We start from the raw sequence: 15,695 nt of genomic DNA on the forward strand, positions 1-15,695 counted from the left end.
GAACTTGCCGCGCAGCTATTCGGAAAAACCCGACCTTACGCGGTCACCTCAACTGTCGGAGCGCAGGATTAACCGCCGATTAATTTCAGTAGGCAGCTAACTTTTTTCTCGCTGATTGCCAACCGGGTCACTGCGCACCTCGCTGTAGGCCAGCCGCCGATGCCCGGGCAAGGCCTGGTCCAGCACCTGCAGCAATGATTGCCCCGGCGGCAGGTAGTCGTCGCCGAAATCGCCATCGGCCAGTTGAGTCGGATGGGCCACCACCTCGATCAGGCCTTGGGGCCGAAACCCTTGCAGCAGGTCCCTGGGCGTGCACACCCAGCGCACCCCGGGCCCGGCCAGCCGGCGGATGCGCCAGTTCAGCGCGCTTTTGAACAGGCGCTTGAGCGGGCCGATATTGCCGCCGACATTGCGCGCCAGGCGCACCGGCACCCCTTGCTCGGCGGCAAAGCGCGCGACGATCGCGGCAATCGGCCATAAGTTGTGCACGTGCTGGTGGGAGTCGATATGGCTGGGGCGCAGGCCCTGGTCCAGGCAGCTGCGCCACTGTGCCAGCAACTCCTGGCGCACGGCCTCGGCGGTTGCCGGCTTCAGGCTTAGCTGCGAGCGCGGCAGATTCAGCTCGAACTCGCCCTGGGCATTACAGAACTGCCGCTGCTGGCCCATGCCCGGGCTCAACGGGGCGCCATGGGTCAGGTTGAAATGCAGGCCGATGCGGCCCCTGAGGCCATGCTCCCGAGCCAGCCTGCAGGCATCGGCAAAGGCCGGCATATTGGCCATCAGGGTTGCCGAGCTGATCACCCCGCGGGCAAAGGCGCGCAGGGTCAGCTGGTTGTAGTCGGGGTCGAGGCCGAAGTCGTCGGCATTGACGATGACCCGCTGCGGGCGGCTGGCGGCCTGGGTCGGCTTCATGGGCGAGTTCCTTGTGCGGGGTGGCGCTGGCGGCGTTGGCGCCAGGCCTGAAGATGGGGTTTGAGCCGTTGCCAGAGCCATTCGCCGCTGCCCGCCAGCAGGCCGCGGGGCCGCCGGCTGTAGAAGCTCCAGCGCTGCTGCAGCACCTGGCCGCTCTGGCGTTCATGCAGTTGATGGCTGGAGCGACCGAGGCTGACCCGCGAGGCGTCCACCCAGTGCCAGCCTTGATCCAGGCCCCAGCGAATCCATTCGTCGAGCAGCAGGCGGCCGCTGCCCAGGCTGGCGTACTCGGCCAGAAAGGCGATGTTGTAGTCATACAACCGGCCGTTTTCCAACAGGCCCAGGCGGTAGCTGATGCAGCGGCCTTGATGCTCCAGCAGCACCACCCGCAGGCAGCCTTCGGCGGCCAGGCCGCGCAGGGCGCCGTGCATCCATTGCTGGCGCTGAGCACCGGAGAAAATCCCCAGGCCATCGGCGCCTTTCCAGCTGGCCTGTTCCACTGTCTGCAAGCGTTGCAGCAGTTCATCGACCTCATCGGCCCCGGGCGCAATGCGCAACACCCGGGCCTCGATCTCGGCGCAGCGCCGTTGTGCCCGGCGCAGTTCATAGCGCAGGTTGCCGCTGGCTTCCTGGCGATCTTCGGGGACTATCCGATGCTCGGGCACCCGGCAGGTCAGAGACTGCTGCACATACCAGCTGGCCCGGCCCCAGGGCTGCAGCAGTTGCTCGGCCGCCACCAGCTCGTGTAGTTGCAGCAGGTCGTGGGGCAGCTGTCGACGAATCTCTTGCAGCGCTTCCTGCATGGCGCCCCGTGCTTCATCCGCCACCAGCAGCGCCAAGCGATCGGCCAAGGGGTGGCCCAGGTGACGCAGCACCCGCAGCGGCAGGCCGGCGCGGCTTTCGCGTCCAGCAATCAGCGGCAGGCACAGCAGCAGGCGCTGATCTTGCCAGCCCAGCAAAATCTGCAGCCGTTGCCCGTGCAGGGCGCTTTCGGCGCCGCGCAGCCAGCCCAGGCGATTGAACGGGGTGGCGCCTTCGACGCTGCACCGCAGCTGTTCATAGGCGCCCACCGGAAAGTCCTCGGCCAGCAGGCTGGCACACCATTGCCAACGCAGTTTCACAGGTGCTCCTTGCTGTTCGGCTGGTGGCTAGGCTGGGCCTCGGCCAAGCGCCCGCGTCGCAGGTGGTGCAGGCGGGGCTGGTGATAGGGCCGGCGACGGTGAAAGTGCAGGCAGCGCAGCAGGCAATAGACATGCAGCACCTCGCCGACTTCCTGGAAGCCCAGGCGCATGTGCATCTTCAGCGCCGGCTCGTTACGCAGGTTGACCAGGGCCCGGGTGGCCTTGAATCCCCGCGCGCGGTATTCGTCCCACAGCAGCTTCTGCGCCAGGATCACCACCCCCGAGCCACGAAACGGCTGCGCGCATTCCCCGGCGAACTGGTACAGGCAGCCCGGCGGCACGCGCATCCAGCAGCGATACAGCTGGTCGTCGTAATAATCGCGTTCGCTGATCCACACCATCATCATCACGTTGCCGTCCGGGTCCAGGTGTGCGCTGCCGCGGCTGCCCTTGTCCAGCAGGCCGCGAATCGCCGGCAACTGGGCCTTGAAGTACTTGTCGAAGGCCGGCAGCAGCTCGTGGCTGATAGGCACCTGGGGCCAGCGTTCGGGGTTGATCGGGCAGGGCACCGGCAGCGCCAGGGAGCGCTCCAGGGTCAGCAGCTCCCAGTGGTAATAGAAGAAGCGTTCACGCAGCACCCGCAGGCTGCCCCGCAGGCCCTTGCGGCGGATTCTGGCCAACAGGTCGTTCAGGTGATTCATGGGGTTTTCCAGGTCAAGGCAAACAGGGTTTCACCGGGCACATGAAACTGCGCCCGGTCATCGCTACAGCGCAGGCTGGCGTCGCGGCTGTGGCCATCGGCGCCCAGCAGCTCCAGGCGCGGGTTGGACTGGCACAGCGCCTGGGCGCCCGCCAGCTCGATGTCTTGTGCGCGTGGGGTCTTGCTCACCCCCAGCAGGGCGTGGCGCGGGCCATCGCCCAGGGCCAGGGCGTCCAGCTCGAAGGCCGGGTTGTCGAGGGTTTGCACCTGTCCCAGCCAGTGCCGCTGGATAAATTGCTGGGCCAGGGCCACGGGCTTGAGGCTGAAATGCTGGGCGTCCTGCTGGGCCAGCATGCCCTTGGGGTACTCGGGCTCGTCGGCGGCCTGGAACCAGTTGAGCATGTCCAAAAGGCCGTCCTGGGAGGCGTTGATCACCACCGACATCCACCACAGGGCGGCGTAATGGCTGTCTTGCTGATAGGGGCTGAGGTCCGGGCCGCTGGAGATATTGGTCTGGCTCAGCAGCAGCGCCTTGCGTGGCCGGCCCTGGGCATCGAGCCCCACCAGCTCGGCGGCGGCGCGCACGCTGTCGCGGTAACGGCGGGTGGCCAGAAGGTCGCGGACCATCCATTCGTGCCAGGCCAGGGCGTCGATATCCGCCCCATGCTCGGCCAATAGCTGGCGCGCCCAGTCGATGCCGCGGCGTTGCCCGGCGCCTGTACGGAAGGGCCCGTCCAGCAGCCGCGAACTCACCGGCATGGCAATGCGCACCCCGGCCGCCCGGGCCTCGGGGTGGGCCTGGGTGCGCGCCAGCATGCGCGTGAAATACTCGGCGAAGGCGCCATAGCTGGGGTAGTTGAGGTTGGGCTCGTCGGCGAAGGCCAGGTAGTGCAGGCCCTGGTGGCCCAGTTGCACGCTGTGCGCCAGCCAGGCATCCAGCCCGTCCAGGCTCTGGCTGTCGGCTTGCAGCACCGCGCGGCGCCCGGTGCCGGCCAATAGGGTGATGTCGCGGTCGATGCCGAACTGCTCGCGGTACAGCCGGCGAAAACCCAGCTCGCGCGCAGGCTCCTGGCGGATCACATCGACAAAGCTGTAGAAGTTCGCCGCCCGCGGCGCCAGGGCACGCAGCAGCTCGAAGGTCTGCGGCGGCGGCTCGGCATAGGGCAGGGCGATGCCCAGGCGAGGGCTGGGGCCGGGCATCTGCGGCTGAAGCTGCAGCGCGACCCGGCCCGGCGTCCACTGCAAGGGATGCAACTGGCGCAGGTCCTGGGCGAACAGGTTGGCGGTGCCGTCGAGCCAGAAGCCGACCTTGCCCGAGCCGCCCAGGGATAGGCGCCAGACTTCATCCTGGGCCGCCACCGGCAAGGGCGCTTGGTCGAACTGGCGGTACTCGGAGTAGGGCTGCAACTTCAGCCGCACCTGGGTGTTGTCGCTCAGGCGCACCGCCTGCAGCAGGCTGACGCCGCCGTGGTACTTGCCGGCCAGTACAGCGTGTTCACCGGCGGCCACCTTGAAGTACAGCTCCACGCCGCTGGGCACATCGGCGCTGAAATGCACCTTGGCCGGTTCGAATTGCGCTTGCGTGGCGCTGTCGTGGCCCACCTTGAAATTGCGGAAGCTGTAGCCCGGCACCTGCAGCCGGTAGTCGCCGGCGGCCGCCGGCAGAGCGATCTCGCGCTCGCCGTAGGGCTGGTCGGCGCGGATCTCCAGCTGTTGCAGCAACTGCCCGTCCGGGCGCAGCAGGTACAGCTGTTCGTGGTTGGCGTCGCTTTGCCAGGCCGGGCTCCAGCGCAGGTGCAGGCGGTCGTCGGCAGCGGCTTGCAGGTACAGGCTGCCATCGCGGATATCGCCCCACTGCATGGGCGCCGCCAGGGTCGAGCAGGCCAGGGCAAGCAGCATCAGGGCGGACAGGGAACGCAGTTTCATCAGGCCTTTTCCTTGGGGCGCAGCATTTCGCGCAGGTAACGGAGGTCTCCGGGTAGCAGAATCAGGGTGTGCTGCCAGGCCACGCCACTGAGGCGGCAGTACAGCCCCAGCATGGCCAGGCTCACCGCCAGGTAGGCGATGGATGAGGCCAGGCCGGCGCCCACCAGCCCCAGGCGGGGAATCAGCAGGGCATTGAGCAGCAGGTTGAGCACGGCCCCCCCCAGCAGCAGCCAGGACAGCGCGCCGGGGCGCTGCCGGCCCAGCAGGTCGAGGCGCAGGATGCTCGCGTAGCACAGCCCCAACAGCCCCGGCAGCAGGGCCAGCAGGGCGCTGTAGGCCGGGGCATAGTCGGCGCCGAACAGGGTCACGATCAGCCAACGGCCGATCAGCGCCATGCCCAGGCAGGCGCCGAGCATCACCGTGGCGGTCAGGCGCAGGGCCAGGGCAGTGAGCTGCTCGATCCCGGCGCCCTGTTGCAGCAGGCGCTTCATCAGGGGCGTGGTCACCGCTTCGGGGATGATCAGCAGCAGCTCGGCGGCGGCGCTGGCCATGGCGTACCAGCCCAGCGCCGCAGGTTCCAGCAGGGCGCCGATAAACAGATAGTCCGAACGCAGGAGCAATTGCTGGGACAGCACCCCGGGATGGCTCTGGGCGCTGTAGCGCAACAGCTTGGCCTGTTCCCCGGGTTGCCAGCGCAGGCTCAGGTCGTGCCAGCGCCGCAGCCAGCAGGCCCCCACCAGCACCACCAGCAAGGTGCCCCCCAGCCAGCTGGCGATCGCCGCGTTCAACGGTTGTTCGCGGTACAGCCACCACAGGCCGACGAACAGTAGCAGCGGCACCAGGGATTCCAGCAAGCGCAGGGCATTGAAGGCCTCCACCCGGCCATCGGCGTTGTGCAGGGTCAACAGGCCGCTCTTGAGCACGCTCAAGGGCACCGCCAACAGCAGCAGCCAGGCCAGGTCCCCCAGTTGCAGGCTCAGCTCCCATTGGCTGCCAAGGCTGTGCATCAAGGCCAGGCCGGCCAGGGTCAAGAGGCTGGCCAACAGGCAGCCGTACACCAGCACCTGGGTCAGCAACAGGCCCATGGGCCGCTGGCGCGCGGCCTGGTAACCCACTGCGGTGTTGAGGCCGCCGCTGGTCACGGCGGCAATCAGGTCCGGCAGGCTGCTGAGCAGGGCGAACAGGCCGCGGTCCGCCGGGCCCAGCAGGCGCGCCAGCAACACATTGCGCAGCAGCCGCAGGCCGATCATCAGCAGCCGGGTGCCCAGGCTCAGCACCAGGTGCCAGAGGTAGCCGCCGCGCTTCATGCCCGGGCTCCCTGCAACAGGCGCCAGGCCAGCAGCCCCGGGCGCGCGGCGTTGGCCTGGCTGACATCGATGCGCGGCAAGGCCAGCAGCGAGTTGCCTTCAGCCTCGATCAGCCCTGGTTGGGTGCCCAGGGCAAAGCGGTAGCCAAGCTCAGCCACCGCGGCGCGCACCTGTGGGCTGTGATCGCCATTGGGGTAGCAATACACCCCCAGCGGTGCCTGGCAATGTTCCTGCAAGGCCTGGTGGGAACGTTGCAGGTCGGCGCGCAAGGCCGAGCCGTCGAGGCCGGTGAGAATGCCATGGCTGGCACCATGGGGGCCGAAACGCACCAGCCCTGAACGCTCCAGGCGCTGCACCTGGGCCCAGTCCAGCGCATGCGGGGCGGCAGTGGCCGGGCAGCTATCGGCCAGGGTTTGCAGGGTCTGTGGTGCTAGGGTCTTCAGGCGTTGCAGATAGGCGCCCAGGGCACGACTGCGGGCCGGGTCGACACCGCGTCGCAGCAGCGCTTCCGGCGGCGCCAGGTCCAGGGCCTGCAATTGCTCGCGCAGGGGCTTGGCGCCAGGGCTATCGGCCTGCTGCCACAGGGTCTCGCCAATGGCTTCCCACCAGAAGCCCTGGTGGCTGCCAATAAAATCCGTGGAAAGAAAGATGCTCGCCGGCACCTCGTAGCGCTCCAGCAGCGGGTAGGCCAGCTCGGCGTTGTCGCGCCAGCCGTCGTCGAAGGTCAGGGCCAGCCGCGGCCGATCGGCACCGGGAAACTCCAGCAGCTGTTGCAGCGGCACGCAATGAAAATGCCGGCGCAGCCATTGCAGCAGCTGCTCGAACTGGCTCTGGCCGACACACAGCGGCGCGCGATGGGGCAGGCTGGCGGCCGCCGAGTCGGCGAGCACCCGGTGCAACATCAGCACCACTCCGGCCTCGCTCAGGCGCGCGCGACCGAAGCTGTTGAGGTAGGCGCTGCCGAGCAGGCGCTTGAGGCTTTGCTTGAGGTTCATATCAGCGATTCTGTTGCGGATTCCACAGGGCGTAGCGCCGCCCGCGGAGAAATTGCCAGAGGCCCACGCTCATGCCGGCCAGGGTCACCAGGACGAAAGCGGCCAGGCGAAACACCTTGGGCAGGCGCCCGCGACTGTCCAGCAGGCCAAGGATGCCGGCGCCATAACCCAGCAACTGGGCGATCAGCAACAGGCGGTAGAACACCCCCGCATCCCACAGCCAGAGGTTGCACAGCAGCAGCGGCAGCAACAGCACCGGGGCCAGGCGGCGGATCAGCTTGTGGCTGATCAGGGCGATGGCATAGCCGCCATGGCGCCAAGGGTTCAGCAGCTCGCGGCGCTGGGCCAGGCTTTGCAGGCCGCCCACCGTGACCCGCAGGCGCCGACGGTATTGCTTGCCGGCCTCGTCCACGCCCTGGTCCAGCACCTGGGCCTGTTCCACATAAACGATGCGCTTGCCGGCCACCGGGGCGCAGGTGCTGATAAAGAAGTCGTCGTTGACCTCGGGGGGAATCCGCTGGAACAGCTCGCGGCGCAGGGCCAGCAGCGCGCCGTCGGCAGAGACCATGCAGCCGGTGCGGTTCTCCGCCTCGCGCAGCCAGGCTTCGTAGTGGCGGTAGAGGCTGTCGCCCAGGCTCAGGTTGTGCCCCGGCCGGGGAATGATCATATGCCCACCGCAGGCCCCCACCTGGGGGTCGGCCATCGGCGCCAGGAGCTTGCCCAGGGTGTCGGTGGACCATTGGTTGTCGGCGTCGGTGAACACCAGGATATCGTTGCGCGCCAGCTCCACTGCGGTGTTCAGCGCCCCGGCCTTGCCTGCCCGGGGCAGGTCCAGCACCAGCACCCGCGGGTCGTGCAGCGCCAGGGCAGCGGCCACGGTGTGATCGCTGGAGCCGTCGCTGGCGAGGATGATCTGCAGGTCGCTGGCCGGGTAGTCCTGCAGCAGCAGGGTGCGCAGCTTGTGCTCGATATGCGCGCCCTCGTTGTGCGCGGCGATGATCACCGTCACCGACAGGGGCTCACCGCGGGGCACCGGGCGCGGTTTGGCGAACAGGCCGAACAGCCCCAGCAGCAGCGGGTAGCCGACCCAGGCATAGAAAGGCAGCAGCAGGCACAGCCAGAAAATTGTCTTAGCCACGTTCAGGTCTCCCCACAGCGTTGTTCAACAGGGCCTGCAGCAGGGCCAGGGCCCCCAGGTGCAAGCGCACCCCGTGCAGCAGCCAGAGTTGCAGCAGCAACAGCGGTTCGCGCTGGCGCCAGCCCTGGCGCAGGGCCAGTAACAGGGGCGCGAGGGCCGCCAGCAACAGGCAGCCCAGGGCCGCGCCCGGGCGCCCTAGCAGCAGCCCGAGCAGGGCCAGCAGGCTGAACCCGGCGGTGCCCAGGCACAGCAGCGGAAAGCGCAGCAGGCGCAGGTCGAGGCCGGCGTTTCGGAGCAGTTGCACATGGCTGCCCTGGCGCCAGCGTTCCTTGCCGGCCCATTCGGCCCAGCTGCCTTCGAAGCCCCAATGCAGCACCTGGGGTTGGGCCAGGCTCAACTGACGGGCGCCGGCGGCATGCAGGCGCAGGCCGAAGTCCTTGTCCTCGCCGGTGCGCAGCTGTTCGTCGAAGCCGCCCACGCGCTCGAACCAATAGCGTTGCAGGCACAGGTTGGGGGTTGGCAGCCAGTGCAGCAGGCGCGGCTGGCGATTGCCGGCCAGGCTGCGCCGCTGCCAGGCGCGGGCGAACCAGGGGGCGTGGCCCGGCGCTGCGCAATCCAGGGCGAAGACTTCGGTGCTGCCGGTCGCCAGGGCCTGCTGCCAGAGTTGCAGCCAGTTGGCCGGCACCTCGATATCGGCGTCGAGAAACGCCAGGCAATCACCGGTGGCCGCGGCTGCTCCACGATTGCGCAAGGCGCCGATGCACAGGCCCGGGCACAGCAGCACCCGCGCCCCCAGCTCGCGAGCCCGTTGCGGCCCCTGGTCGGTGGAGCCGTTGTCGACCACGATCAGCTCGCAATCGACGGCCGCCACCCGGGCCGCGAGGATCACGCTGTCCAGGGTGCGGGTGATGTGACGCGCCTCGTTGTACATGGGCACTATCACGCTGATCCTGTGCATCTTTGCCTCCCTTGGCCAGATGGTGTCGGTGCGGCGGCGCGGGACTGCGGCGCCGGGTTCGATGGTGTGCGGCATCAGGCGCCCTCGGCTGCTTCGGCCTGGCGCCGGAGCACGCTGGACAGGGCCAGGAAAATCCACAGGTACTTGTGGTTCGGCGCACTGAGAAACAGCAGGAACAACGCCATGGCCAGCAGGCTCAGGCCCAGGTGGGTGGCGATATCGGCCTGCTCCTGGCGATTACTGGCGAGGAAGCCCTGGCGCGCCCGGGCAAAGTTGCGCAGGCCTAATAGCATCAGCGCGACAAAGCTCAGGCCGGCGGGAATTCCCAGCTCGCTGAACAGCTCCAGGTAGGTGTTGTGGGCGCGGCGGAACAGGTCCGGCTGGTTGAGGTTCTCCGAGAAGCCGCTGGCGAAGCCGGTGGCCGCGTAGTGGATCGGGAAGGTGCCCAGGCCCGAACCCAGCAACGGGTTCTCGCGGATCATCTGCCCGCCCACCACCAGGTAGGAACTGCGCCGGCCCAGGGAGGCGTCCTGGGAATGGGCGCCAGACTTGAGCAGGCCCAGGGACTGCACCCGGGCCACGTAGTCCGCCGGCAGCACGGCGATGCCAGTGGGCACGCCGATGGCCAGGGCGAACAGGGCGAAGCCCAGGTGCTTGGGACGCAGGCGTCGGAAATGCTCGCGGTAGTGCCAGGCGCCGATGGCCAGGGTCAGTAGCACCACCAACAGGCCCGAGCGCGAGTCGGTCTTGGTCATGCCGGCCATCAGGGTCAGGCAGATGCCGACCCAGAACAGCCGCAGCGGCCAGTGCCGTGCGCGCAGGGCGAGGAAGATCGCCGCGGGCAGCGCCATGGCGATCAGCAGAGCGAAATAGTTGGCGTCCTGCAGCAGGCCGATGGCCCGTCCGCCGACCTGGTACTTGGCCGAGACCAGGGCAATCACGCAGGTGCTGGCCACGCTCAGCGCCAGTAACCGGCAGAGCATCAGCAGGTTGACCTCGCGGGCAATCAGCAGGGTGACCCAAAACAGCACCAGGCCCACCGCCAGCTCCCGCAGGCTGTCCAGGGACACTCCGAGGTTCTCGCTGTACATCAGGCTCAGCAGCAGGCACAGCAGAAAGGGCCCCAGGGCCCGCCACAGGTTGCTGGCCAGGCGCCGCTCGGGGATCTGCCGCAACAGCAGCTGGCACAGCAGGATCAGGATCAGCGATGCCCCCAGCAGCTTGGCCGCGGAAAAGGCGCTGTCCTTGAACAGGCCCTCGAAGGGCACCAGGGCGCAGATCCCCAGCAGGCCCCAGCCCGGACGGCGATACAGCAGGGCCAGGCCCAGCAGGCCAAACACCACCAGGGGCGCGAGGTAGGGCCAGGGGCTGGCCAGCAGCAACAGGCTGGCCAGGCCCAGGAGCAGGCCGAGAACAGGAACCACGATCATGCCGGCGCAACCTCCCTGGCCATGCGATACAGCTCATCCCATTGCCGGGCCAGGGTCGGCAAATGATGCTGCTGGCGCTGGGTGACGCGGGCGGCCGCGGCCAGGGCCTCGGCCAGGGCCGGGTCATCCAGCAGGCAGGCAATCTGTTGCTGCAACTCGGCGCTGTCTTCGGGCTTGGCCAGCAGGCCGTTGTGCCGGTGTTGCAGCACATCGGGAATGCCGCCCACGGCAAAGGCCACCACCGGGGTGCCGGCTTGCATGGCTTCCAGCAGGATCATCGGCGTGCCCTCGGTGCGCGAGCTGAGCACCAGTACGTTCAAGCGCTTGAGCCAGGGCTGCATATCGCGCTGATAGCCCGGCAGGAGGATGCGCGAGGCCAGCCCGGCCGCTTCGATACGCTGGCGCAGGGCTTGGTTCTGTTCCCCTTCGCCCAGCAGCACAGCCTTGAGCTCGGGGCGCTGCTGGCACAGTTCGAGCAGGGCGTCGAGAAACAGGTCCGGGCCCTTTTCCGCGCTCAGGCGGCCGACAAAACCTACCAGCGGCTGCGCCGGGTCGCGGACGATCTCGGCTTCACCCGAGGGCGGCCCGCTGGGGCTGGCCGGCAGTTGCGGGGCGGGTTCCGGCAGGCCATTGGGGATCACCCGCAGCTTGTCCGCGGCAACCCCGGCCGCAAGATGCAGGCGGGCAATGCTCTGGGCCACGCAGGCCACCCGGCGTACCCGGGGGCTGCGGCACAGGCGCAGGCTGACCCAGGTGTAGAGCTTCTGCTTCAGGCTGCGCGGGGTGAAACCGTGCTGGGTCAGCACCAGGGGCAGGCCCAGGCGCCGGGCACAGACCCAGGCGAACACCTGGGCCTTGAAGTTGTGCGCGTTGAGCAGCCCTGGCTGTTGCCGCAGGTGGCCCAGCAGGCTCTGCAGGCAGCGGCAGTTGTGGCAGGCCACGCCGGCTTCGGCAAAGCGCCGCAGCAGGGTGTCGGGGGCGTTGATAAACACCACCCGATGCTGCCCCGGGGTTGCCAGGCAGTGGTCCAGCAGCATGCGTTCGGCACCGTAGAAACCGCCGCTGTGGATCAGGTGCACGATCGGCTGCGGGGTCATTCCCAGGTTGCTCACTGCTTGGCCCAATGCCAGGCCCAGCGCCAGGTCCAGCGCGGGTAGGGGTTGTGCTGCGCGGGTTGCTGGTCGTTGAGCACCATCAGTACCGGCAGGCCAAGGTGGTCGGCAACCTGGGCCGGGTGCTTGAAGCGGTGGTCGAAGAACTCGTAGACATAACCCAGGGCGATGGCCAGCAGCAGACCGCTGAGCAGGCCCAGGGGAATGATCAGCATCGGCTTGGGAAAGGCCGGCTCGCTGGGCTCATAGGGCTGGCTGAGCACCCGGGCGTTGGACAGTTCGCCGCTGATCAGGCGCTCGCCACGGCTTTCCTCGTAGCGCTGGGTGTAGGTGAAGAAGGCCTTGTGCAGGGCGTCGATCTCGGTGTCCAGCTGGCGCAATTTGCTTTGCACTTCCTGCAGGTCGCGCACCCGGGCCTTGTAGTCGTTGATCCGGGTGGTCTTCTGGGCGATCACCGATTGGGTGATCTGCAACTCGCTGCTGCGCTCGCGCACACGGTTTTCCACCACCTTGAGAAACTGCGTGCGGGCCCGGGCAATCTGCTCGCGCTGCTGCTGCATGGGCACGCTGTCGGCGCGGTAGGTGTCGGCGGTGGTGCCGTACTGGCTCACCAGGTTGCTCAGTTGCTCGCCCAGCTGTTTGATCTCGCGGTCTTCATAGGCCACGTTGTCCACGGTGTTGGCGAAGGCGAAGGGGAAACTGTAGTCGGTGAGGTTGGCCTTGCGCGCGGCGGCCAGGCTCTTTTGCAGGTAGTCGAGGCGGCGCTGGTTTTCCAGGGCCTGGTCGCGGTAGCCGTTGAGCGACTGCTCCTCGGTGTTGATGGCATTCAGGCGGAAGGTGATCTCTTCCTTGGGGTCGGAGGCGTGGGCCGCTTCCAGCAGGGCCTGGCGCTGGCCTTCGAGGTCGTCCAGGCGCGACTGGTACTGGGCCTTCTTCTGTTCATAGAAGGCTTCGGGCAGCTCGTTGGATTGCAGGTCCTGGCGGTTCTTCAGGTAGTTGGCCAACAGGCGCTCGACAAAGCGCGTGCCTTCGGCGGCATTGGCGCTGGCGTAGACGATGGAGATCACGTTGGAGCCGGGCAGGGTGCCGATCTTCAGGTCCTTGACCGCCTGCTCGGTGAAGGCATCCAGGCGGGTGTCGCGCACTGGGTCCACGGCCAGGCCGAACCAGCCGCGAATCGGGTTGATCAGGTGGTTGCGCAGCGGGTCGACCAGGCCGTTGCCGATCGGCTTGAACAGCAACCGGGTCAGCAACCCCTCGTTGCCGCCGAACTGCCCTTCACTGCGCAGCTGGTCGATGGTGGCGCGGATCAGGGTCGGCGAGCGGAGGATATTGCTCTCGGTTTCCATATCCGCCAGGGACGGCGGGATGAACTTGTCGCTGTCCGGGGCGAGCACGGTGTTGGCGTCGGTCTGCGACAGTTTCTTGGACTGCACAATCACTTCCGCGGTGATCTCGAAGCTTTGCTTGAGCACCAGCGGCAGCAGCAGGGCAAGCAGGGCGAAACCCAGGAACACCCGCTTGATCAGGCGTCGATTGACGAAGAACACGAGGAGAAACTCGTGCAGGTAGTTTTCGATCTTGGTCATCGAGAGGGAACTCAGTTGTTGTTCGTTTCTTTGTTGTCGACGCGGTAGCCGAAGCTGAACCCGACACCCTGGAACATGATCACGTCCGCCAGCTGCTTGCTCAGGGCGCCGGCCTTGGCCAGGCGGGTCTTGGGCACGTAGAGCAGGTCGTCCGGCTGCAGGTAGGCAAATTGCAGGGCCTTGCCATCCAGCGCGGCGCTGGCGTCATACACCCGGGCCTGCACCTGGTTGCCCTGGCGGCGCATGATCACCACCGAGTCCAGGCGCGCGCTGGGGGCGCTGCCCTTGGCCAGGGTCAGGGCTTCGAGCACCGAGATCGGCCGGCGGATCGGGTAGGCGCCCGGCTGGCCCACTTCGCCCATGACAAACACTTCATTGGCGGCGGTGGTCTTGAGCAGGATGTCGACGCTGACCTGGCCCACTTCCTTGGCGTAGCGCTGGTTGATCAGGCTTTGCAGCTCGCTAAGGCTCTTGCCCTGCAACGACAGGCTGCCCAGCAGCGGGAAGCTGGCGCGGCCGTCGGAGCCCACCACGATTTCCCGGCTCAGGCCGGTGGCGGGGTTGGTCAGGCTGGTGCGCAGGTTGTCCAGCTGGGCCATGGCGTGGGAGATCGAGAAGGTGATCTGCGGTTTCTTCAGCACCTTGGCGTAGCGGCTTTCCAGGGTCTGCCGCGCCTGCTCCGCGGAGAGCCCGGCCACCTGCACATTGCCCACGTAGGGCATGTCGATGCTGCCGTCGGGCAGTACCAGCTTGCTGCCCCCCAGTTCCGCCGCGGTGAGGAAACTGATGTCCACCTGATCGCCAGGCTGCACCAGGTAGCGCTGCGCGCTGGTGGTGCCGATATGGAAGATCACGTCCAGCACATCCTGGGGCCGCAGCACCTGCTCGATGGGCAGCACTTCGCTGAGCTGGGCCTGGTCGGCCGGGGCGCTGAGGATCTGCACCGGCATCTGCTGCGGCTCGCGGTTGACGCAGCCGCCCAGGGCTGCGAGCAGGGCCAGGCCGAGCAGGGAGTATCTTGGCTTGTTCATGGTTACACGGTCCTTGTGCCGGTCAGAGACGGTCATAAACCCACTTGGGCATGTAGTACTTGCGGGCGTTGAACACGCTGCCGATCAGCTTGGCCTCGGCCTGGATCAGGCGTTGCGCCGCGGCCTGGGCCACTTCCCAGCGGGTTTCCTCGCTGCGCACCACCAGCACCACGCCATCCACCTGGGTGGCCAGGGTGAGAATGTCGCCGCTGCTGTACACCGGGTCGCCGTCGAGGATTACGAAGCGGTAGTCCCCGGCCAGGCTGTGCAGGCGCTCGCGCAGCAGCTCCGGGGTCAGGCGCTCGGCGTATTGCTGGCGCCGGCCCAGGGGCAGGAAGTCGAAGCCCTGGGGTTCGCCGGCCTGGATGCAGGAGGCCAGCAGCGGTGGCTGTTCGGCCAGGGCCAGGTCGAGAAAACCCTGCTGCTGATCCAGGCCCAGTTGGCGGGTCAGGCTCTGCTCGGAAAGGCTGGTGTCCACCAGCAATACCCGGCCACGGCTGCTGCGGGCCAGTTCGCTGGCCATGCTCAGGCTGCTGCTGGTGACGCCGCTGTGGCGGTTGGCGGCGGTGAGCAGGATCACCCGCAATTCCCGGTCGAGCACGGTCACCGCCAGGTTGCTTTCACTGGGGTTCTGAATTTTCAGACTGGCTAGGGTTGCTGCCGCCATATCAACTTGCTCCGTGGCCATTGAGGACCTTGAAAGGGGTTTTGATCAGGATCTTCAGGTCGAGCCAGGGGCTCTGCTGGAAGATGTAGGTCATGTCGAGGGTCACCCGGCCGTCGAAGTCCACGTCGCTGCGCCCGGACACCTGCCACAGGCCGGTGATCCCCGGGTAGATGCTCAGCCGCCCGAGGTGATGCTGCTTGTAGGTCTGGGCATGGAAGGAGGTGGGGCGCGGGCCGACGATGCGCATCTGGCCCAGCACCACGTTGATCAGGTTGGGCAGCTCGTCGAGGCTGGTACGCCGCAGGAAACCGCCGATGCCAGTGATGCGCGGGTCACGGTCGATCTTGAAATCCACCGAATCCGCGCCGTGCTTGTTCAGGTGGCGCACCGAGTCCTTCAGGGCCTCGGCGTTGACCACCATGGTGCGGAACTTGTACATGCCGAAGCGCCGACCGCGAAAACCGGTGCGCAGTTGCACGAAGAACACCGGTCCCGGGCTGGTGAGCTTGATCAGCACGGCCACCAGCAGCAGCAGCGGCGCCAGCAGCACCAGCATTACCGCAGCCAGCAAGGCCGAGGTCAGGCGCTTGCTGCGCGACAGGGTCCAGGGCCGACCACCGTCGCGGCCAGTGATCCAGCCGTGGTGCTGCAGGTCGATGGCAGCCTGCACCTTGCGCCGGAACGGGTCGTTGCGCCGGTCGATGCGGGTCGGGGCCGCGACCTCGGTCAGCGGTGCAGAGAGGGGTTTTTCCATATCCACCGGAACTACTTCCATGGCAAAGGGTTGGGAGAAAAAGGTGCGCGCCGGG

At 67.4% G+C, this 15,695-nt stretch carries 14 protein-coding genes; all 14 read right to left on the bottom strand.

What is annotated here, in order from left to right; translation table 11 throughout:
• Positions 1 to 96: 96 nt before the first annotated feature.
• A complete protein-coding gene (locus J4P02_RS00835; protein ID WP_426186674.1) occupies positions 97 to 912 on the bottom strand; it encodes a ChbG/HpnK family deacetylase in 816 nt (271 codons plus the stop codon).
• Positions 909 to 2,033 (bottom strand): GNAT family N-acetyltransferase, encoded by a 1,125-nt coding sequence (locus J4P02_RS00840; RefSeq protein ID WP_426186677.1) that lies wholly within the window; start codon positions 2,031 to 2,033, stop codon positions 909 to 911. The genes J4P02_RS00835 and J4P02_RS00840 overlap by 4 nt, the downstream gene beginning before the upstream one ends.
• Complete coding sequence (locus J4P02_RS00845) at positions 2,030 to 2,734, bottom strand: GNAT family N-acetyltransferase (RefSeq protein ID WP_426186680.1); 705 nt, start codon at positions 2,732 to 2,734, stop codon at positions 2,030 to 2,032. The genes J4P02_RS00840 and J4P02_RS00845 overlap by 4 nt, the downstream gene beginning before the upstream one ends.
• Positions 2,731 to 4,659, bottom strand: coding sequence for a hypothetical protein (locus J4P02_RS00850; RefSeq protein ID WP_426186683.1), 1,929 nt, complete (start codon positions 4,657 to 4,659; stop codon positions 2,731 to 2,733). Before J4P02_RS00850 ends, J4P02_RS00845 begins: the two co-directional genes overlap by 4 nt.
• A complete protein-coding gene (locus J4P02_RS00855; protein WP_426186686.1) occupies positions 4,659 to 5,966 on the bottom strand; it encodes an oligosaccharide flippase family protein in 1,308 nt (435 codons plus the stop codon). Before J4P02_RS00855 ends, J4P02_RS00850 begins: the two co-directional genes overlap by 1 nt.
• Positions 5,963 to 6,961 (bottom strand): polysaccharide deacetylase family protein, encoded by a 999-nt coding sequence (locus J4P02_RS00860; protein ID WP_426186689.1) that lies wholly within the window; start codon positions 6,959 to 6,961, stop codon positions 5,963 to 5,965. The genes J4P02_RS00855 and J4P02_RS00860 overlap by 4 nt, the downstream gene beginning before the upstream one ends.
• A 1-nt stretch (position 6,962) precedes the next feature.
• Positions 6,963 to 8,099, bottom strand: coding sequence for a glycosyltransferase (locus J4P02_RS00865; RefSeq protein WP_426186692.1), 1,137 nt, complete (start codon positions 8,097 to 8,099; stop codon positions 6,963 to 6,965).
• Positions 8,092 to 9,057, bottom strand: coding sequence for a glycosyltransferase (locus J4P02_RS00870; protein WP_426186695.1), 966 nt, complete (start codon positions 9,055 to 9,057; stop codon positions 8,092 to 8,094). Before J4P02_RS00870 ends, J4P02_RS00865 begins: the two co-directional genes overlap by 8 nt.
• Before the next feature lie 74 nt (positions 9,058 to 9,131).
• A complete protein-coding gene (locus J4P02_RS00875; protein WP_426186698.1) occupies positions 9,132 to 10,487 on the bottom strand; it encodes an O-antigen ligase family protein in 1,356 nt (451 codons plus the stop codon).
• Positions 10,484 to 11,584, bottom strand: a complete 1,101-nt coding sequence (locus J4P02_RS00880; RefSeq protein ID WP_426187689.1) for a glycosyltransferase family 4 protein — start codon at positions 11,582 to 11,584, stop codon at positions 10,484 to 10,486. The genes J4P02_RS00875 and J4P02_RS00880 overlap by 4 nt, the downstream gene beginning before the upstream one ends.
• An 11-nt stretch (positions 11,585 to 11,595) precedes the next feature.
• On the bottom strand, positions 11,596 to 13,188 hold the full coding sequence (locus J4P02_RS00885) for a GumC family protein (protein ID WP_426186701.1): 1,593 nt from the start codon (positions 13,186 to 13,188) through the stop codon (positions 11,596 to 11,598).
• Positions 13,189 to 13,199: 11 nt separating this feature from the next.
• Positions 13,200 to 14,219: a polysaccharide biosynthesis/export family protein gene (locus tag J4P02_RS00890; protein ID WP_426186704.1), complete on the bottom strand. Its 1,020-nt coding sequence runs from the start codon at positions 14,217 to 14,219 to the stop codon at positions 13,200 to 13,202.
• Between the two features lie 22 nt (positions 14,220 to 14,241).
• Positions 14,242 to 14,886: a CpsD/CapB family tyrosine-protein kinase gene (locus tag J4P02_RS00895; RefSeq protein ID WP_426186707.1), complete on the bottom strand. Its 645-nt coding sequence runs from the start codon at positions 14,884 to 14,886 to the stop codon at positions 14,242 to 14,244.
• A 1-nt stretch (position 14,887) separates the two neighbouring features.
• On the bottom strand, positions 14,888 to 15,640 hold the full coding sequence (locus J4P02_RS00900) for a sugar transferase (RefSeq protein ID WP_426186710.1): 753 nt from the start codon (positions 15,638 to 15,640) through the stop codon (positions 14,888 to 14,890).
• Between the last annotated feature and the right edge of the window lie 55 nt (positions 15,641 to 15,695).

The sequence above is a fragment of the Pseudomonas sp. NFXW11 genome (assembly GCF_049887815.1).
Taxonomy (GTDB): domain Bacteria; phylum Pseudomonadota; class Gammaproteobacteria; order Pseudomonadales; family Pseudomonadaceae; genus Aquipseudomonas.